This is a genomic window from Chryseobacterium pennae, from assembly GCF_003385515.1.
Taxonomy (GTDB): domain Bacteria; phylum Bacteroidota; class Bacteroidia; order Flavobacteriales; family Weeksellaceae; genus Chryseobacterium; species Chryseobacterium pennae.
The window spans coordinates 86,313-105,675 of sequence record NZ_QNVT01000016.1 but is presented as its reverse complement, the minus strand read 5'-3'; the positions used below and the strand labels follow the sequence as shown (position 1 = coordinate 105,675).

Annotated in this window: 14 protein-coding genes; 7 read left to right on the top strand and 7 right to left on the bottom strand. The window is 36.3% G+C overall.

The features are described 5' to 3' along the window. The first annotated feature begins 36 nt into the window (after window positions 1-36). Window positions 37-606, top strand: a complete 570-nt coding sequence (locus DRF65_RS16580) for a 4'-phosphopantetheinyl transferase family protein (protein WP_228438756.1) — start codon at window positions 37-39, stop codon at window positions 604-606. Here DRF65_RS16580 and DRF65_RS16575 read toward each other — a convergent pair. The 3 genes from DRF65_RS16575 to DRF65_RS16560 form a co-directional block, all read right to left on the bottom strand. After that, window positions 601-2,475 (bottom strand): alpha/beta fold hydrolase, encoded by a 1,875-nt coding sequence (locus DRF65_RS16575; protein ID WP_115971878.1) that lies wholly within the window; start codon window positions 2,473-2,475, stop codon window positions 601-603. The two genes, DRF65_RS16580 and DRF65_RS16575, sit on opposite strands and share 6 nt — an antisense overlap. 442 nt (window positions 2,476-2,917) lie before the next feature. Beyond that, complete coding sequence (locus tag DRF65_RS16570) at window positions 2,918-3,250, bottom strand: carboxypeptidase-like regulatory domain-containing protein (protein WP_115971877.1); 333 nt, start codon at window positions 3,248-3,250, stop codon at window positions 2,918-2,920. 1,335 nt (window positions 3,251-4,585) lie between these two features. Continuing rightward, window positions 4,586-5,014 carry a transcriptional regulator gene (locus DRF65_RS16560; RefSeq protein WP_115971875.1) on the bottom strand — a complete coding sequence of 143 codons (429 nt, stop codon included), beginning with the start codon at window positions 5,012-5,014 and terminating at the stop codon, window positions 4,586-4,588. Window positions 5,015-5,657: 643 nt separating this feature from the next. On the opposite strand from DRF65_RS16560, the gene DRF65_RS16555 reads away from it, so the two are divergent. The 3 genes from DRF65_RS16555 (at window position 5,658) to DRF65_RS16545 (ending at window position 12,629) form a co-directional block, all read left to right on the top strand. Then, window positions 5,658-8,669, top strand: a complete 3,012-nt coding sequence (locus DRF65_RS16555; RefSeq protein ID WP_115971874.1) for a SusC/RagA family TonB-linked outer membrane protein — start codon at window positions 5,658-5,660, stop codon at window positions 8,667-8,669. Window positions 8,670-8,731: 62 nt separating this feature from the next. Further along, window positions 8,732-10,114 carry a RagB/SusD family nutrient uptake outer membrane protein gene (locus DRF65_RS16550; RefSeq protein WP_115971873.1) on the top strand — a complete coding sequence of 461 codons (1,383 nt, stop codon included), beginning with the start codon at window positions 8,732-8,734 and terminating at the stop codon, window positions 10,112-10,114. Beyond that, window positions 10,101-12,629, top strand: coding sequence for an alpha/beta hydrolase family protein (locus DRF65_RS16545; RefSeq protein WP_115971872.1), 2,529 nt, complete (start codon window positions 10,101-10,103; stop codon window positions 12,627-12,629). Before DRF65_RS16550 ends, DRF65_RS16545 begins: the two co-directional genes overlap by 14 nt. An 18-nt stretch (window positions 12,630-12,647) precedes the next feature. Here the strand turns inward: DRF65_RS16545 and DRF65_RS16540 are convergent, their stop codons facing one another. The 4 genes from DRF65_RS16540 to DRF65_RS16530 form a co-directional block, all read right to left on the bottom strand. After that, complete coding sequence (locus DRF65_RS16540) at window positions 12,648-12,929, bottom strand: DUF6520 family protein (protein WP_115971871.1); 282 nt, start codon at window positions 12,927-12,929, stop codon at window positions 12,648-12,650. 78 nt (window positions 12,930-13,007) lie between these two features. Beyond that, window positions 13,008-14,498 (bottom strand): MauE/DoxX family redox-associated membrane protein, encoded by a 1,491-nt coding sequence (locus DRF65_RS16535; protein WP_115971870.1) that lies wholly within the window; start codon window positions 14,496-14,498, stop codon window positions 13,008-13,010. A 21-nt stretch (window positions 14,499-14,519) separates the two neighbouring features. Beyond that, the gene (locus tag DRF65_RS28495; protein ID WP_165852246.1) at window positions 14,520-14,690 is read right to left on the bottom strand and encodes a hypothetical protein; all 171 of its coding nucleotides are present in this window, start codon (window positions 14,688-14,690) and stop codon (window positions 14,520-14,522) included. 16 nt (window positions 14,691-14,706) lie between these two features. After that, window positions 14,707-14,940: a hypothetical protein gene (locus DRF65_RS16530; protein WP_115971869.1), complete on the bottom strand. Its 234-nt coding sequence runs from the start codon at window positions 14,938-14,940 to the stop codon at window positions 14,707-14,709. A 279-nt stretch (window positions 14,941-15,219) separates the two neighbouring features. On the opposite strand from DRF65_RS16530, the gene DRF65_RS16525 reads away from it, so the two are divergent. The 3 genes from DRF65_RS16525 to DRF65_RS16515 all read left to right on the top strand — a co-directional run bounded on the left by DRF65_RS16525 (window position 15,220) and on the right by DRF65_RS16515 (window position 19,329). Further along, window positions 15,220-16,929 carry a helix-turn-helix domain-containing protein gene (locus DRF65_RS16525; protein WP_115971868.1) on the top strand — a complete coding sequence of 570 codons (1,710 nt, stop codon included), beginning with the start codon at window positions 15,220-15,222 and terminating at the stop codon, window positions 16,927-16,929. A 46-nt stretch (window positions 16,930-16,975) separates the two neighbouring features. After that, window positions 16,976-17,824: an RteC domain-containing protein gene (locus tag DRF65_RS16520; RefSeq protein WP_115971899.1), complete on the top strand. Its 849-nt coding sequence runs from the start codon at window positions 16,976-16,978 to the stop codon at window positions 17,822-17,824. Window positions 17,825-18,690: 866 nt separating this feature from the next. Further along, window positions 18,691-19,329 (top strand): TetR/AcrR family transcriptional regulator, encoded by a 639-nt coding sequence (locus tag DRF65_RS16515; RefSeq protein ID WP_123947369.1) that lies wholly within the window; start codon window positions 18,691-18,693, stop codon window positions 19,327-19,329. Window positions 19,330-19,363 lie beyond the last annotated feature (34 nt).

The window sequence follows — 19,363 nt, the reverse complement described above, 5'->3', positions numbered from 1 at the left end:
TTTCAGGAAAAATTGTTTGATTTTTACATGTCAAAAATGCCGATTCCGTTTCGGAAAAAAATATTAAAGTATCGCAAGTGGCAAGACGCTCAGGCAAGTTTATTAGGGAAATGTCTATTGACTTCTGCTGTTTTGGACGGAGATTTTGACAGGCTTAGGGATATTCAATTCAATGAATATGGAAAACCTTCAATTCCAGGAGAATTTTTCTTTAATATATCTCATTCGAGAAATGTTGTTTTAATTGCTTATGGTAATGTTCAATTAGGAATAGATATAGAAAAAAAGGAAGACATCCAGATAGAAGACTTTAAGACTCAAATGACACAGAAAGAATGGGATAGTGTTCATTCTGTACCCCACAAAATAGAAGCTTTTTATGAATATTGGACTCAGAAGGAATCGGCTATAAAATATGTGGGGAAAGGATTATCGATTCCACTAAAGTCTTTTGAGATCATAAAAGGAACACATACAATAATTGAAAATGATTTATTGTTTTTTAAAAAGATTTTTATTGATGAAGACTATGTATGCAACATGGCATCAAAAGAAAATTTCAATGATACTCAAGTAAAAATCCAGCAGATTGAATATTCATTATAAAATAATGCCCCAATACCCTAAGTATATAATCAATAGGACATATGAAAAAATCAAGCCATAAATCAACTCAATATTCTTGATAGTGTTTCTTTTAATGAGAACCCAGACAAAGCTGACTATTGTACTTCCAATGTATAAATAGGTGATGTAAAGGACAAATTCAAACTTCTTGATAAGGCCAAATAACAGGATATAAATATTCTGATTAGAAGTTTGAACAATTCCCCAGCTTAAATAGGAAAACAGAACAATAGCCAATAAGGAATTAAATAAAATAAAAGAAGATAGTCTGCGGTTATTTGCAGCTTTACACTTATTGATGAAAATAAATACAGAACTTATGATCATTAATAAGGCAATAATCAGAGCGGATAAAAACAACCAGTCAGGTTTATTAAAGCTTTTCGCCAATTTGGATATGCCTTTATTATAGAATATATTGCTATCAACAAACTGAACTTCAGGAGCTTTTTTTTCGGCTTCTAGATCCGAGCCACTGATGAAACGAGCCAGCATCTGTGTCCCTTCCTTAGAAAAGCTAGTACCATGTCCATAAGGCATTTTTACAAGATAACTGTTCTTTAATTGCTTTGCCAGCTGCTCCCCGTTGGATAAAGGTGTAATGGGGTCATATTTTCCGGCAAAAATCAAGGTTTTATATATACTGTTGTTTTGTTGACTGTCGTCATCCTTTGTAGGATTTTTAGCAAGTCCCCAGTTTTGGCAGACAAATAAATCCGAACGATAGAACAAAAGCTCTCCGTTTTTATTATAGTGTTTGGAATTTTCATCAAAAAGAGAGATACTCTGATTATTATATACATCACTACACGTTACACAGTAATATGTTCCGAAGTCTCTTTTTAACGAATCGGAGAAGGCTTCCACAAGATCAGACAATACATTCTCATCCTCTTTATCAAATGCATTTATTATTAATGGAATAACCTCTATCAGCTGTTTATTATAGAGAGATTGCTGGATGATAATTTTAAAGTCATCTGCATTATATATAAAATGTCCCTCAGGAATAATTTTTTTATTAACGTTTACCGAGAAGCCTTTTTTATTCAGTTTATCAATTACGGAATGATATTTTTTTTCAAGATCGGGGAATTTACTTTTAGACTCTTTGAATAAAAGATTTAAACTATGTACATAATTGGACGTATTTTTACTATAGTATTCAGATATATCTGAGATAGGAGAGTCTAGAATTAAACTTTTAACGTCACCCGTATATGTCTTCGAATATAGCTGTGCAATATGTGTTCCATAAGATATACCGTATACATGCCATGTATTAATTTTTAAAACAATTTTCAGTGCGTGTATATCCTGAGCAATATTAAAACTGTTGTATTGAGTGGGGTCTATTTTTCGTCTCTCAAGATCTTCCTTACATTCTTTAGAAATATCTATAATAGAGTTTAGCTCTTTATTCCCATATATATCTTGGCTGAAAACGTTTAGCATTTTTTGACCAATGTCTGGGCAAAGACTGGGCTGGGAGAAACCCGTGCCTCTCAAATCAACCAAAATAATATTAGCTTTTTCCCTTAAAGGATGGTTAAGCCATTTTTTTATAGCACCAATAGACCAGCCTCCTGGCCCCCCTGAAATAAAAACTATATTTTCATTTGATTTTTTTAATGATGAAATATTGGCAACTGCTAATTTTATTTTTTTCTTGGGGTTCTCCCAATTTTCTGGAACGTTAAAGAAATAGTACTTGATACTTTTATTATTTACTTCTTTCCAATCTGGAAAAAAAGTATCATAAGGTTCTAGATTGAGATTAATATTTTGAGCATAACAACAGAATGATAATAATAAGAAAAAGGAGCAAAAAAAATGATTTAATCTCATAATTGAAGAATATAATTAATGATGTAATGTAAGTGGTAGTATGCGAAAATCAAGTATTGAATATTGTTTCGTAGTGAATATAATAAATTTCAAGAATATAAGTCGTCTAAGATTTTGGTTAATCTAATCTAAATCCTCTTTTTGCAATTGAGTTTTAACGATGTTAAAATTCTCACACTGAATCATTGAGTTTTACTTTGCATGTATAAATTCTGCCATGCTTTGATATTCGTATATCTAATCCAATAATGAACTAGATTAGATATTTTTTTTCCTTCTTTTTTATACAGCGTTAAGCTTTTTATAGTTCATTATATAATGGTTTATTATATCTAAATTAGAAAGAGTATTAAACCACCGTATTTTTATACCATTAATTCTTCATCATTTTTCTCTTCCAATATGTAAAGATTGATGTCTAATAATCTATATAAATTAGTTTTTACCAAGAATTTTGTAAAGCGATTTCACCTACAGAAATATTTTTGTTAACTATCTTTTTTACAGTAGAATATCTTGTGTACTTTTCTACAGTAATTCTAATTTCATAAGTGCTAGGAGGTAGATCTTTCAACAAAAACTCTCCATTTTCGTTTATAATACTTAACTTTTGAATAATTTCCTGATTGTTATCTTGATATATTTCAATCTTAAATTTTTCGATTGGATTGTAATTGTGGTCTACTAAACGCCCCCAAATTGAATATTTTTCTTTTGTGGTGAATGATAAGCTTATTAATAGAATACCTATTAGAATTAATGATATTTTTTTCATACCTATATTATTTAATTTTCTATTTTAAAATATAATAATTGTGTCTTTGTTTTTTGTGAAAATTGTTGATCAAAAACAAAAATAAGACTTTTCTCTTTAACATCAAATTTAGGAACATAAATTACTCGTCAATTACAAATAATAATTGGTCAACTGTCTAATTTTTCCCTTCTGAATACTGAAATAATAGATAAACAATATGTATATGCTTCGAATCCACCACTTACATATTCAAATTCAAGTGCAGGGATTGTAGAAATAGAAACCAATAAAACTTTTAACTTTCAAAATATTCAAATTTCAGCTGCTTTGACTAATTTGGGATTAATGATTAATAAATCGTTAGGTAAAAAACATTTATTCAAGCTTATGGTAATTATCAATTTTCAGACGCTTTGCTGTCTCTTAATAGAAAAAGCTTGCCTAATTTGATAGATTTTCATACTCATGATTTCGGAATAAATCTCAGATCAAATATTTCAGAAAGTTTTTCAATAAATTCCTTCAATTACTTTATTGATGAAAGTTATAGTGCAATTAACAAAGTGTACAACTATTCCGGCACATCTGAAGGAGGACAAAGAAGATTTTTCACGATCAATAATGCAGTCAAACCAATCAAGTGTTTTTTATAACACTGATTATAGTGCACAAGGATATAATTACTTTCAAAAGAGAATAATTTATTTTTGGAGTTCAATATAGGTTATACAATGCTTTTGATTAAACTTCTTATTATGAAAAGTTTTTTATTTTGAATAATTTATTCTGTTCGATGTTCTTGCCAGAATTCAAAATGTAATCTTCCCTCAAAAACCAAATAAATATATTTTTTTAATTTTCACTACTTCGCTAAAATATTTTAATACACTGATAGTCAATCAGATATGAATTAATTCAAAAATTCATAAACCATTGATTATCAATTATTTAAATTATATAAAATTTCTGTTCTCGTACTTTTTTGCGAAGTATTAAATTTAAGAAAGTGTTTATTTTAAAAACGATTATACTTAATGAATTTTAAGGATTGAAATTGTATATTGTTCTTAGAATAACCTGTTGTGCATTTAGGAAATTCACTCAATCGTCTGATAATCAATGTGCGTTGAATTTAGCAAATCGTACTTTTTTATTGAAAGTTGTTGTTGTCCTAAAAATAGATATTAAATCTAAAAATAATACCTAAAAGGATTTTAAAAATATTATTGAAAATCAATGATTTACAATTAACCCTCTAAATGCACAACAGGTAAGAGTATTATATTTTTGAGTAATCAAAGCTATGGGAATTTGTATACTTTAAAAACTTATTATAAAGATAGAAGTTTTTTACTAGAGAGTCTTTTTTCTTCTATTATTATAAGCTTTGATTTCAACTTCATTTAAAGGACGCTTATCTAAAATTTTATAATTCTTAATGATATTATTTTCTTTGTCAAATTGAACTTTATCATTTTTTTGTCTATTTACTTCTATTTTCAGGTAGAGTAAATCTGTACTTAATATTGTGTCTGGTAAAAAATCCTCATAAGAACTTTTATCGAGTGCAAATGCTAATAAATGTAATTTTCGTATATTGTATCTTGCATTAGAACTGAAATTTTCAACTTTTCCCACATATCCATCAGCAAAACCCATTCTTTGAGAAAGTTCAACTTGTGATATGTATGGGTACATACGACCTCTTAATTCTCGAACCCGATCAATTATGAAAAGATCTATTTCTGATATAATTAATTCTACTATCTTGCCTTCAGACATTATCATTTCTTTTAAGCAATTAAAATAATTTCAGTTATTTACACACATCCATATTTGGATGTATTGTAAATTTTACTATATTTGTTAAATATTACATTAGAAAAATGTAATTTTGCGATACTTCAACGAAAAATAGAAGCTATTGCTTAGAGTCTCGGCTTGAAAACTGGTAATTTTTAGATCCCTGAGATGATAAGTAAGCGGCTCACGACCTAGGCGTGGGTCTCTCTTATCTTGGGATGGGTATACCAGTGCCTCAAGTCAGATAATGTAGAGTTCCCACGCCGTTTTATTTTCGGTATTCTCAACATTCTAAGCTAAATCTTCCAAAATATAAAGTACGCACGACACGGTACATTGGTTGCGCAGCCATTGCGGCAGAAATGCTTTTAGGGATAGCCTTTTTACATTCATGTTAATTTTCCCGGTGCCTTCTAAGTACCGACGCTTAGAGGGCATCCGGGATTTTTACAAAACACAAATTAACTATAAAACCGACATCATGAAATCATTAAACCTTTATTACGACTCCTCCTAGAACATACCCACTCCATTTTATTCCATAAAAAAGCTCCTTCCCATAAGTTGACTGCTTAGGAGGGAAAGAGCAAAGAAGTTTAACGAATTAAACCTTTTCAAAGTTATGAAAAAATCCTATACCGGCATAGGAGGCATTTGTTCTGCCTTTATGCTGAGTGTGGTGTGTTCTTATACACATGCGCAAACCAGAACCCTCTCGGGCAGGGTAACATACGGAGAGAAGCCTCTTAAAGGGGTCTTAGTCTCACAGGAGGGTAGTGATCAAACTATCACTACGACGACAAACGGCCATTATCAGCTTCAAACCACGGGAGACAATCCAGTTCTCATTTTCCGTCGTCCGGACTATGAGGAGCAGAGGATTTCCGTTAAAGAAAAATCAATTCTTAATGTCTCCTTGTCTTTAGCTGGTAAAACCACCAGTGTTGGTGAAGTAGTGCTCAATGCCGGCTATTATAAAGTCAAAGAGCGGGAGAGTACCGGGAGTATTGCCAGGGTCACTGCCAAAGACATCAAAAACCAGCCTGTAAATAATGTGCTGTCGGCTATTGCAGGCAGAATGGCAGGAGTGGATATTGTTCAGAATACAGGAACACCAGGTGGCGGGTTTGATGTCAGGATCCGGGGCAGGAACAGCTTACGGACCTACCAGACCACGGGGCTTGACGGCAACAGCCCATTGTATGTGATCGATGGTGTTCCCGTTCCCTCCCTGAATGAATACAAATCAGGACTTTCTGATGGCGTTCTTCCCTATGGCGATACCAATCCCCTTAATTTCATCAATCCCGACGATATTGCCTCCATTGAAGTCTTGAAAGATGCTGATGCAACCTCCATTTATGGATCAAGAGGTGCTAATGGAGTCATCCTGGTTACCACCAAGAAAGGAAGTAAAGGCAAAACCACCGCTAAGCTGAGTAGTTCCTGGGGAATCGGGCAGTTTGCCCACCTTCCCAAAATGATGTCCGCAGAGGAGTATATCAGGATGAGAAAACTTGCCTTCAGCAATGACGGGATCTCAGACTATCCCTCTTACGAATATGATATCAATGGGATCTGGGATCCTAATACATCCACCAACTGGCAGAAATACTTTGTCGGAAACAGAGCAGAGTATTCCAATGTTCAGCTCGGTGTATCCGGAGGCGGAGAGCATACCAGCTTTTCACTGGCAGGTTCCCATAATGAAGAAACCACCGTTTTTCCCGGGGACTACCGTTATAAGAAAAACGGCTTCAATGCCAATATGGAGCACACCAGTACCGACCGTAAATTTAAACTGACCTTCACCGCTTATTATGCCACGCAGGATAACGTACTTCCGCCACGCGACTTTAACCAGGTCTATGCCTCACTGAGCCCCAATGCTCCCGACCTGTATAGAGATGGTGTTCTGAATTGGGAAAACAGCACCTTCCAAAATCCCATGGCTGCTGCCACCAGGACCTATACCTCAAAAAATGAAAACCTCAGTGCCAATGTCGTTTTAAACTATAAACTGGGCTCAGGGCTCAGCATCAACCTTAATACAGGCTATGTCCATAACGAAACCAAAGAGCAGCAGATCTATCCCAAGACCTACTATGATCCTGCCTATCACATCGGCAGTGAGCGTTCTGTCCTTCGAAAAGCCTCCATGCTCAATAAAAGCTGGATCGTGGAGCCTCAGCTTAACTACGATAAAAAGACAGGTGCCCACCACTGGACCGCTCTGGTTGGCGCTACCTTTCAGGACCAAAGGTCTGAAAACCTGACCCTCATGGGCAGGAATTTTCCCTCCGATGAACTGATCTATAACCTCTCTTCCGCAGCCAGCGTTACCGTTGAAAATGCCTATCAGTTCACCTATAGGTATCAGGCCGTCTATGCCCGGCTGAATTACGGACTCAAAGACCGTTATTTTATCAACCTTTCCGGAAGAAGGGATGGGTCCAGCCGCTTTGGACCCGACAGGCGCTTTGCCAATTTCGGAGCCGTAGGGGTGGCCTGGCTTTTTTCCAAAGAAAACTTCCTGAAAGACAGAAGCTGGCTAACGCTGGGGAAATTAAGAGCAAGTTATGGAGTGACCGGAAACGATCAGATCGGGGATTACCAATTCTTTGATACCTATTCTTCCACCGGCGGTACTTATAACGGTTATACCGGAATGCTTCCTAACAGGCTCTACAATAAAGATTTCGGATGGGAAGTGACCCGAAAACTCGAAACTGCCCTCGAGTGGTCATTATTTAAAGACCGCCTGTTTGTAAGTGCTGCATGGTACCGAAATACCGGAGGCAACCAATTACTGGGAATTACACTTCCCGCCACCACCGGCTTTCCTTCCGTGCTGGGGAATATGGATGCCACCATCCTCAATACCGGAACAGAAGTGGTCGTACAGGCCGGCCTCCTCAACACAGAGAACTGGAAATGGTCTTTAGGTTTCAATATCACCTTTCCCAAGGACCGCCTGCTGAGCTTTCCCGATCTTGAAAACTCCTCCTATAAGAACTACTTTGAAATCGGCAGGTCAACATCCCTGCGTAAGCTGTACCGCTATAACGGGATCGATCCGGTGACAGGTCTATATACCTTTGAAGATTTTAACAAAGACGGAGTCATCAACTCCGATGACAAACAAATCACCAAAGAGCTTAAGCAGTATTGGTACGGCGGAATCCAAAATAACCTGCAGTATAAAAACTGGTCTTTTAATATGCTGATCCAGCTCTCCCGTCAGAACATTTCCAATATATATGCCAGTGAAGGCTATGTAGGGCTGATGGGCAATAAATCACTGGCCTATCTCGATTACTGGACTCCTGAGAATCCCGGTGCCCAGTTTCAGAAACCTTCCGCCGGATATGATCATGAGGCCTTGACCGCCAATTCCCTTTTTATGGAAAGTGACGCTACCGTATCCGATACCTTTACCCTGCGCCTTAAGAATATATCCCTAAGCTATAGCGTACCTAATGAATCCAATAAAAGACTTAATACAACAATCTTCTTACAAGGTCAGAACATACTCACCCTATCCAATTACAAAGGCATTAATCCCGAATTCAACCTGGCAGGCTATGTCAGCCCACTACGGGTGATCTCACTGGGGATCAGTATGACCTATTAACCTGTAAAGAATAAAAGAATAAGAGAATAAAAAATGAAAATAAAAAATAAAAAATAAAAAAAATGAAACATAAAAATATAAGTATAGGTATTATACTCGGGATGGCCGTTCTGTTCTCTGCATGTTCCCGGTTTACCGAGGTTGATCTGCCGGAGGACCAGATCACACGGGATATGGTCTTTAAAGATGAAGCACTGGCCCAGGCGGCCATGGCCGGAATTTACCGCTCCCTGGAAGAATCCGGTTTTCTCTCCGGATCATCCGGTGGAGCACAAAGCTATGTAAGCTGCTATACCGATGAACTGTCGTCGTATGCCCCGGCAGGAAGCGACACCTCCCAGTTCTATACCCTTACCCACAATGCTTTAACACAAACAGTGGGTAACCTGTGGACGGTCACTTATAAACAGGTGTATTATATCAATTCTGTGATCGAGGGACTCGAGCATTCTCCCAATATCAGTGCTTCCGTAAAAGCCAGGTTAAGCGGGGAGGCTCTTTTTTTGAGGGCCATACTGCATCTTTATCTTACCAATACCTATGGTGGGGTTCCTTACATCAAAGTAACCGATTATGAAATCAACAGTCATGTCAGCCGTGAATCCCAGGCAGCGGTCTATGCTAAAGTCAGAGAAGATCTGTTGCAGGCTGTAGAAGAGCTTCCCAATGCATTACCGAAAGGGAGCAGGGTCAGGCCAACAAAAATGGCAGCGTATGCCCTGCTTGCACGGTTGGCCTATTATCAAAAAGACTGGAATGCGGCCCTTGAGTACAGCAGCCTGGTGCTGTCCCGCAGCGATTATGCACCCGAAACAGACCTGGACAAAACATTTTTAATGAGCAGTTCCAGTGCCATCTGGCAGCTGATGCCTTATGATTCGACCTATCCTACCAATGAAGGGAACTTCTTTATCTTACAAACGGCCCCTCCGGCAAGGGTAGCACTCTCTCCTGTATTTGTAAATGGTTTTGAAAGTGGTGATCAGCGAAGAACTCAATGGGTGGGAGAAGTCCAAGATTCGCAGAATACAACCTACTATTATCCTTTTAAATACAAACAATCTTCCATTACCTCCTCTTCAGCAGAATATTCGGTTATCCTCAGGGTAGAAGAACTCTGCCTCATACGCTCCGAGGCCTATACCCGTAAAAATGAATTGAATATGGGATTGAGTGATCTCAACAAAATCCGGGGTCGTGCTGGTCTTCCGGTGCTGTCCAACTTGGGGCAGGCTGAGCTTCTTGCCGCTATTGTAAGAGAAAGAAAATATGAGCTCTTTACAGAATTCGGACACCGGTTGTATGATCTCAGCCATTTTGGGGTACTCGATCAGACCATGCAGGCACAAAAACCTTCGTGGAAAAGCTATTATCAATTTTTACCAATTCCCGAGCAGGAACTCTTAAGAAACCCTAACCTTAAACCTCAGAATGATGGCTATTAGATGGTTAGTGATGATTATGTGCTTTTGTTCCCTGATGGGCAATGGACAGGATAGTACAGAAGTGAAAAAGACTGAGGAGTATTATGCAACGTTGTTTACAACGGCTGTCATGGCCATCAACCCTTTGGGTGAATATATTGTACTGAATGATTCCAATCAGTACGGGAAAAATGATTATAAGCTGTATCATACGGCCTCAAAAAAGACAGACAGCATTATAAAAGGGAATGAGTATATTTTTCTGACTGAAAAAGATATGCTCATTCAAAGTCTTGGGAAGGTGTCTTTTATGAATGTGCAAACGAAAGCAGTAAAGGAGATACAGGGAAATGGGGAAGTTAAAATCCTAAAGACAAAAAATAAGATTTCCGTCCTTTTATACAGTACAGCCATGAAAACCCTCTCATGTTACACCGAAAAGGGAGTGATGAAATGGTCGCGCAGCGGTGTAGAAATGTTTGAAATCAGTAAAGACCAGTCTTTTGCGATGTATAGTTCAGGTAATCAGATAAGCATAACAGACCTTGATACAGGCAGGGAGTATTTCCGCCCATTTTCAGTGAGCGGAAGTATTTCATGGCTTAGAGCCTATGGAGATACCCTCTATGCCTACGCCGCCCATGGGGAAGGAGGGAAGCTGTATGTATCCTCGAAAAAGGGTTTAGTCCTTCAGGAAATACCTGTGGAAATGCCTCAGGGATTTATAGCAGCTGGGCATTCATGGAATGAAATGAAAGTGAATGATCACCGGTACCTTTTTGTTCCGCTTTCAAAAAAGCAGCCCGAAAAAGAACGTGGAAAAGCGGATGTTATTATTTCATACACCCTAAAGAGTGGCAGGGCTGCTTATCAACTGCCGGTTTTGGGTATGTATGATCTGAAAGAACGGATATGGACATGGAAGCCCGGGGAGTCCGGAAATATCGCCCAGATCATGCTTGGAGAGAAGGGAGACTTTTTAATCTATGACAATGATGAAGATATCATAGAAAATCAGAGTAATCCACTACTGAACATACAGATGGTACGCAGTTATGGTGAGAGTATTAATGATCTTGGGAAGCTTCGTATTGCCAAAGGAAATTATTACTGGGATGAGCCAGAACAGGTATTGATCTTTTTTCAAAATGCGGAATGGTGGTGCTATCATGTAAAAACCCTTCAGAAGCATCAGCTTTTAGAGAGTAAAGGACAGAAGTGGGGCAGTGATCGGTATTTGGGGCAGACCGATACCCCCATTGCTGAAATAATCCCGACGGCTCAGCCCTCAAAAATTATTGTTTCAGGAGCCTATGACCTTTTCCTGGTTGACCTTAAAAAACATCATTCAGAAAGACTGACTGATGGTGAAAAAAATCACATTAAGTACAGCGCTATTCATCCTGAAGGTCAAAGTATTAATCAAAATCATGTTGCCGGGCCTGTTGATCTCAAAAAAGGGATACTTCTCAAAATGTTTGGTGAGAAAGATTATCATTCAGGCTTTGCCTTATTGAACAAAAAACTAAAAACATGGGTGTACAACGATTCCAACTTCACAGAACTCATTAAAACAGATCATAACTTATTTGCTGTTTCCGAGTCCTATCAGCGGCCTCTTCAGGTGATCAGGCTTGCTGAAAATGCGAACCGGATAATTTTTGATAACAAGATGTTTATAAAAGATAAGGTGCCTGATGTTAAAATGGAGCTGTTTCAGTATACAACGGCTTTAGGAACCAGTAACGCTGTTCTTCTGTATCCTGTCGGCTATGATGCCTCAAAATCCTATCCAATGCTCGTTAATATTTATGAAAATAAATCGAAGGATATCCTGTATTACAGCGTTCCTGATCTAAGAGCAGAAGATGGTTTTAATTTCCGGCATTATGTCACCCACGGCTATTTCGTCTTGTTGCCGGATCTGCAGTACCAAAAAGGCAATGTACCGGAAGCAATGCTTAGTTCTTTAGAGGCAAGTGTTAAGGCGGCTCTTGGTAAAGCTTCTATTGATTATACGAATATAGCCGTACTGGGAATGTCTTTTGGGGGCTATGAAACGGCTTTGGCTCTATCAAAGACTAAACTCTTTAAAACGGGGAGTGTTGGGGTGATGATTGCCGATCTGGTTTCCATGACTTTTAGCAATTCAGACGTGTTACGTCAGCCCAACTATGCCAGGATCGAAAATGAGCAGTTTGCACTCAATGGGAGTCCTTTCGAAAAGTGGGACCAATATATCAAGCAATCTCCACTTTATTATCTGAAGGAATCAGTATCCCCCATTATGCTGTGGAGTGGTTTGAAAGATGATAATGTATCGCCGGCGCAGACAAGAGCTTATTTTCTTGGACTGAAAAGACTTGGGAAAGAAGCTGTCTTATTAGAATACCCGATGGAGGGGCATAGCATGATCGGTTCCGGGTCGAGCCGGGATCTGAATATAAGGACGTGGCAGTGGATGGAGCACTTTTTAAAAGGAAAGCCTGCACCAGAATGGATACAGCCTGTTAAAACGAAAGCTCCCTTGAAATAAAGGGAGCTCTTTTTAATATTACTGAATTCTGCGAAGGGTAACCTCACATGTCAGTGGATGTTCTACATCAGGGCCGGAAGTTCCGAAAACCTGCTGTCCGGTTGGTAATCCGTTAACGGTACAGATTGGTCCGGGATCAGTGGAGCACATTTTCACCGGATCACAGCGGTTGGTATTCTGATTAAAGATGTACCCCTGTCTGTTCACTAAAGTACTTTCATTCTTCTTCGCATGTTGGCCTGCGAAGGCAGCCCCTGCTCCGATCAGCATCACGAAGACAGGTAAAATGAATTTTTTCATAAAATAAGATTTTGTAAAATTGTACCTACTCTGTTATTCAGGTTTTCGGTATCCCCTGTTCCTGTTGGCCTAAGGATTTTATCGACGTTGATAGCGTATCAGTTGATTACCACTCAATATATAGAGATGACTTTTAGTAAGAAGCATATCCCTTATTTTTTGATTATCATGGTGATAGATATAAAAGCTGAATTGGTATGTTTTAGATTCATAATCATAAACATCAATAACCTCAGCTTCTTTCCATCTGTTTTTTGATTCATAGCGCCCGCGAAGTTTTGAGATATTAAATAGGGTAGAAGAATGTACAGCCTGCATTTGATTAACCTCAAGGGGTGGTGCAGTCATTTTTCGGCTTCCTGCAGCCATATCTTTTAAATGGATTTGGGCTTTACGAATAGTGTCTATAGTATGCCCTGTTGTCTTACTTTTTAACTGTAAATCGGTCGTGATATATTCATTACGGTAATAATAGGTATAGATCATTCTCTTTCTGGCAGTTTCTACCCTGAAATCCCCATCAGTATCAAAGAGTCCATCAATCTGTTTTTCTAAAATGGATGTATTGAGTTGTGATACGCCGGTTATACTGTTTAAAACTCCGAGAGCTCCTTCACGGTTGGCCGCTAAGGTTGTTTTAATGATGTAATGATGGGGACCTGTCATTTTTATTTTAGAAAAGTAAAGTGACCCAATGTCGGTTTTATTAGCCCTTTTATTAGGGAATACGCCTTCATACAATATAGGCACCGTTCCGTCTGCCAGACTGTAATAAGGGTATATTATATTCAGTTCCACATTTTTGAATGGATAACGGTAGTCGTTAAGTGTTAAGGTATCAATATCCGGAACTTTAAAATCAGGAAGGATAGTAGCCATAATCAACGGAGCTTCCCGGTTTCCCAGAAAAATGCTATCAGTACTATTTCCTGCAAAGTAGAATGTATTGGACCCTAGATCAATGGCTTTTTCATTGTATACAGGATGGGGTTGAAAGCGTCTTGTAAAATTATTTTCTTTTTTAATGATATGTTCAGAGGAGAAAAACAAAGCAATGACAACTGCGGAACTTACACTGCAAACAAGTAATATCATACCTGCATTCTGTAAAAATACGCTTCGGCGGTTTCTGTCCTTTTCATTTTGTTCATCATGTAAATAGTACTTCATAAGCCAAATTGAAAAGCCAGCCATAAGCACACATCCTATATTAAAAAAAAGATGTTCTGTCCAGCCCATTTTCTCCAGAATACCCCCACAGGAGCACGGAACAAAATCACTGTAATTCAGAATAAGATAAATATAGATCGTAAAGGCTGTCATTAAGCCCAGTGAAGCATATAACCCAATGAGTTTAAGTCTTGGAATCAGTAATAAGAAAACGATGATGATTTCCAAAATAATGACACCGTATGAGGTAAATCCTGCAAAAGCAGTGAGTAGGGGGGACTGGGCAATCTGTACCTGAAAATTTTCAAAATCAGTTAGTTTGCTAATAGCTGCATAGCAGAATAAGAGAATAAAGAAATAAGCAGCAATATCGGGAATCTTTTTGATGAAATTTTTCATGATAATAATTTTGTTTTGTTCTCAGCATATCTGAATCAGTTTCCATTTGATTTTTTTACCGCAATAATCCGGCATCTGATATCCTTTTGCAATAAGGCATGTTGTTTTAAAATGTCCTATACTTTCCCAAATTCCACTGACAGGGCAGGATGAACCTGAGATCTGGGTGAGTAATTTTGTGCAGGTTGCCATGACGGAATCATCATTATTATTGTATGGCGTCAGATTTCACTTTCCAGTCGTGTCCATCTTTTATAGGTGGATCTTTTTCATTATCCGGAACATTTAAAGAATCTTTATTTTTAAATGCAGTGCTTTCTGTTTTCTGCTTTTTATTCAAACTTTGAATATCAGGATAGATCACTGCGTCTTCTGATTCTCTGCAAGAATAAATACATAGAAGACATAATAAAATTGTTGTTATTGAGATAAACTTTTTCATGATAATTAGATTTTTAAATTTATCCCGGCCGAGTTTTTATTGGAATTCCTGGGTCAAAGGTATAGAGCAAAAGAGCCTGAAAAAAAAGTTTGTGGGTGTGATTTAAAAATCCCGACGTCAAAATTTAAAAATTTTGACATATATTATCATGAGATAAATGTTTATTCATGGGGATTCATAATTTTTTATCTCTTATTAGTGAATTGTTAATTTTTAATCAATAATTTTTAACATAATTTGTTTAATTTTGATAGAATTCGGTTTTTTAAAGAGATAATTATGACAATCCTCAGAAATATGTCCTTTGTTTTTTTAATTTTGTTCCCATTCACCTGCTTACTGGCATCTGAAAAACCGGATTATGCGGATATAAGAAAGCATTATGAAGACTTAGAGAAGAATGATATCCGAGCTCTTCCCTATGTTAATCAGTATATTAGAAAAGCTAAGAATGAGGCTAATTTCGCTAAGCTTGTACAGGGATACAGGGATGCGGTGCTTTTTACCCCTTCAGAACAAAAGAAACTGGTTTATGCTGACAGTACTATATATGCTGCTTTACGTTCCGGGGATAATGACCTGATCAGTATTGCTTATTTAGGCAAAGGAATTATTTATTATTTCAATTTTATAAAATTTAAACCGGCATTAGATGAATATGTAAAAGCATATCAGTATGCAAAAAATACAAAAGACGAATATCTCAAACATAAGATACTTTATCATCTGGGAGTTGTGAAAAATTATTTAGGATACTATAGGGAGGCGATAGAGCATTTTAATGACTGCATCGCTTTTTTTGAACAAAAAACTAAGGATCCGCTTCACCCTAATGAAATATATAATAACAAAAGAGGATATCTGAACAGTCTGCATCAGATTAGCGTATGTTATAAAAATGATGAACAGTACAGCAGATCAGACAGTATTGTTAACATTGGTCTATCAAAAGCTAATGAAAGTAATGACTTTTTGTTGGAAAAAAGCTATTTCTTAAAGTCCAAGGGGATTTTAAACTTTTATCATGATAATTATGATGGTGCTATTTTATACCTCAACCAATCACTGCCGGCAATAATTAAGGTTGGAGATTTTGAATGGGTTTCTATTATTTATTTCTACCTTGGAAGAAGCCAAATGAAAAATGATCAGGAAAAAGCGATCAAAAGCTTTCAGAAAGTAGATTCGATCTTTAATAAGCATCATTTTGTAGTACCGCGAATAAGAAGTAATTATGAATTTCTTATCAATTATTACAAGAAAAAAAAGAATATTGATAAAGAACTGTATTATACGAAGCAATTATTAAAAGCAGACAGTTTAATTTCTAAAGATTTTACGTATTTGTCTTCTAAAATACATAAAGAATATGACCGGCAGTCCTTGTTGGATGAAAAAGAATACCTGGAGCAGACTAATTTTAACAGGACGGTATTAACGATTATATTTTGCATTTTGGCTTTTATTTTTTTGCTTCTATTTATTCTGCATTACCGTAAAGAGCAGAATATTCTGATCAAATACAAAGCGCTGCAAGATAAATTTGATTCTGCAGGTTGGGTAAACAAGGCTCAGACAGAAAGTTTTATTCATAGTATTGAGCCTAAGAAAATGATTCTTACCCCTGAAATTAGTAATGAACTCTTTGAGAAATTAAGTTCATTTGAAAAGAATCATGAGTTCACCCAAAAAGGTTTGACACAGAATAAATTAGCCTCAATGCTAAAAACCAACACCTACTATATTTCGACATTCATTAATGAAACTAAGGGAATGAATTTTAATCATTATATTGGAGAGCTGAGGATCAACTATATTACAGAGCTCTTATATTCGAACCAGAAATATCTTAACTATAATATTGAGGCACTAGCTGAAGAATGCGGTATTTCTACCCGCCAGAGTTTTTCAGATCTGTTTTTTGAGATTAACGGAATCAGACCCAAAGATTTTATTCGAAAAAGGAAGGAAGAGGTTGGGAGTGGTTGAAATTCAGTTGATTAATGGGATTTTTGTAAATTTTCTAAAAAAAGATATGATTACAAAAACATTTTTTAGAAAAATCGAAAAACTGGGGATAAGCTTAAACCGGGAACTTGACATCATTTCAAAAGAGCAGTTATCTATTGTTGAAACAGCCGAAAAATCACTTATTAAAATTGATGAAACCATTCGTGAGATCAAGATTTCAATGACTGAGGTGGTTTTTGAAAGTGTTGCAGAGGAAGCATATTTCTTTAAAAATCTAAAACCATTATTTATTTCAAAGTTTATTTACTACTCAAAAATACTGAGTATAGAAACATCAAGACCCAATGCAGGGCAGAAAGAGCTTAGGAAATATTATGAGAATGAGCTTTCAAAACTAAAAAACTATTATTCAGAAAACAGGGATTTTTACACCTATTACCGCCGGAATGCTACTTATCTTGACCATAAATATTTTGTCCGCAGGTCTTATGACCTTAAAATGGAACTCTCATCCGATCTCTATAACTTTGATGAAAACTTCACGAGCTCCCATGACCTTAAAATTGCACAGATCATGGCTAATGAAGATTTGGAAGTATATATATTAAACATAATCAATACAATCGGTCAGCTTTCTGCAGGGAATTATTCTTCCAAATTCCCACTGGTCTGGTCGGCATCAAAAGTTTCACTCATAGAACTGCTGTATGCGCTTCATCAGACACAATGCTTCAACGGAGGAAATATTGAATTCAGTGAGATCGTTAAAGCAACTGAAAAACTGTTTGAACTTGATTTAGGCAATTCTTACAAAACAATAGGAGAGATCAAAAGCCGAAAAAACGGGAGAACAAAATTTCTGCAATTATTGAATGATAATTTAAACCAGCTGTTTCTTGACAGTGATGCATAGATAGGATGTCTTTTTTTATAAAGCAAGATAGATCCTTGAACTTCTTTACCCAAACTAGTAAGCTGCTCATTTAATGATTATAGAAAAGATAGCTAAATGTCCTGATGAAAGCTGTGGCTGGTTACAGCTTCGAATTCTTCCGGAAAAGGTTTATTTATATAATAGTGGCATTATATTCCTTTTCGTTATTGAACCTAGCTAATCTAACTATATAGGAAACCTTATATTTATAAGTTGTTACAATTAATGAAATGGCAAAAACATATAAGGAGCTGGAAAAGGAAAATAGGTTGGGGGAATTGTGGTGAATTTAGAATGTTTTTTAGAAAATAATGAACGGTCATCTACTTATAAGCTAGAAGAAGGCTGGACAAGACTTGAAATAAGAAAGCTTGCTATTCAAATAGCATGAATGAACTTTTAAAAACATAAACATATCTATTAAATTAACAAAAATGAGAATAATTAACAAGTCCTATTCTAGGTTTTAAAAATTGAAGTTATATTTTGTTGCTTAAGTATCCATCATAATTAAAATTTATATGGATATTATTTAGTGTTTACTTGTATTTAGTTACTGTTATACAGCAATGTCCTATTACGCTTTTTCTGTCAGTAATAATTCTATATATTTGGATATAAATTTTTTCATTCATAATCATTCCTATTTTTTCAAATTTTGATAATTTTTTTGCCAGGAGTTTATTCCTGGCTTTTTGTTTGTCCTAATAGAACTTATTGTTTTCTTCAAGTAATTCTATTTTTTCAAATCATTGTTTCCATATTTGGGAGAAAACATCACGAATTATTGTGAATGAGAACTAGGAGGGTATAAAAATTGCATCTAATGTGGACATAAATAAAACATGATGACAAGAAAAATTACCGAAGGTCCTATTAGAAATAAGGCACTTACAAAAAAGGAACTGATCAATTCCATTGGTGAAATTATAGAAAAAGAAGGGTTTTCGCAGATTACAATTGTAAATATTGCCAGATATGCAAAGCGGGACAAAAAGTTGATTTATGAATATTTCGGAGGGGTAGATGAGCTGATACAGGAATATCTTAATACCAGGGATTTTTGGGATGCTAGTGAGGAAGAGCTTGATAACATTACAAAAAAACACAAACTGAATTTAGGAAAAGATATAAGGTATCAACTGCTGGAGAAACAATTTGACAGTCTTCTAAAAAGCGGAGAAATGCGTGGAGTTACAGCATGGGAAATAAATGGTAAAAACTTACAATCATTACAAGAACTTGCACAAAAGCGTGAGAAAGCTAGAAATCAGTTATTCGACAAAATTGAAGATAAACATTCCAAAGATAAAGACAAAAACATCAAGGCTATAGAGGCTATTTTGATGGGTGGTATTAATTATCTTACCGTACATGCCCACACAAGTGAATCGGCCTTTCATGGGATTGATGTTAAGAAGAAAAGTGATCAGCAGAAAGTTAAAAAAGCACTTAAACAGATTATTGAATGGGCATATTCTTAAGGTAATATATTGTCTTTGTTAGGTTCAGAAATAA

Excerpts from the sequence above, each read along its gene's own strand:
- DRF65_RS16580 (WP_228438756.1), top strand. The coding sequence starts at position 37 with ATGCCGATTCCGTTTCGGAAAAAAATATTAAAGTATCGCAAGTGGCAA.
- DRF65_RS16575 (WP_115971878.1), bottom strand. The coding sequence starts at position 2,475 with ATGAGATTAAATCATTTTTTTTGCTCCTTTTTCTTATTATTATCATTC.
- DRF65_RS16570 (WP_115971877.1), bottom strand. The coding sequence starts at position 3,250 with ATGAAAAAAATATCATTAATTCTAATAGGTATTCTATTAATAAGCTTA.
- DRF65_RS16560 (WP_115971875.1), bottom strand. The coding sequence starts at position 5,014 with ATGTCTGAAGGCAAGATAGTAGAATTAATTATATCAGAAATAGATCTT.
- DRF65_RS16555 (WP_115971874.1), top strand. The coding sequence starts at position 5,658 with ATGAAAAAATCCTATACCGGCATAGGAGGCATTTGTTCTGCCTTTATG.
- DRF65_RS16550 (WP_115971873.1), top strand. The coding sequence starts at position 8,732 with ATGAAACATAAAAATATAAGTATAGGTATTATACTCGGGATGGCCGTT.
- DRF65_RS16545 (WP_115971872.1), top strand. The coding sequence starts at position 10,101 with ATGATGGCTATTAGATGGTTAGTGATGATTATGTGCTTTTGTTCCCTG.
- DRF65_RS16540 (WP_115971871.1), bottom strand. The coding sequence starts at position 12,929 with ATGAAAAAATTCATTTTACCTGTCTTCGTGATGCTGATCGGAGCAGGG.
- DRF65_RS16535 (WP_115971870.1), bottom strand. The coding sequence starts at position 14,498 with ATGAAAAATTTCATCAAAAAGATTCCCGATATTGCTGCTTATTTCTTT.
- DRF65_RS28495 (WP_165852246.1), bottom strand. The coding sequence starts at position 14,690 with ATGGCAACCTGCACAAAATTACTCACCCAGATCTCAGGTTCATCCTGC.
- DRF65_RS16530 (WP_115971869.1), bottom strand. The coding sequence starts at position 14,940 with ATGAAAAAGTTTATCTCAATAACAACAATTTTATTATGTCTTCTATGT.
- DRF65_RS16525 (WP_115971868.1), top strand. The coding sequence starts at position 15,220 with ATGACAATCCTCAGAAATATGTCCTTTGTTTTTTTAATTTTGTTCCCA.
- DRF65_RS16520 (WP_115971899.1), top strand. The coding sequence starts at position 16,976 with ATGATTACAAAAACATTTTTTAGAAAAATCGAAAAACTGGGGATAAGC.
- DRF65_RS16515 (WP_123947369.1), top strand. The coding sequence starts at position 18,691 with ATGATGACAAGAAAAATTACCGAAGGTCCTATTAGAAATAAGGCACTT.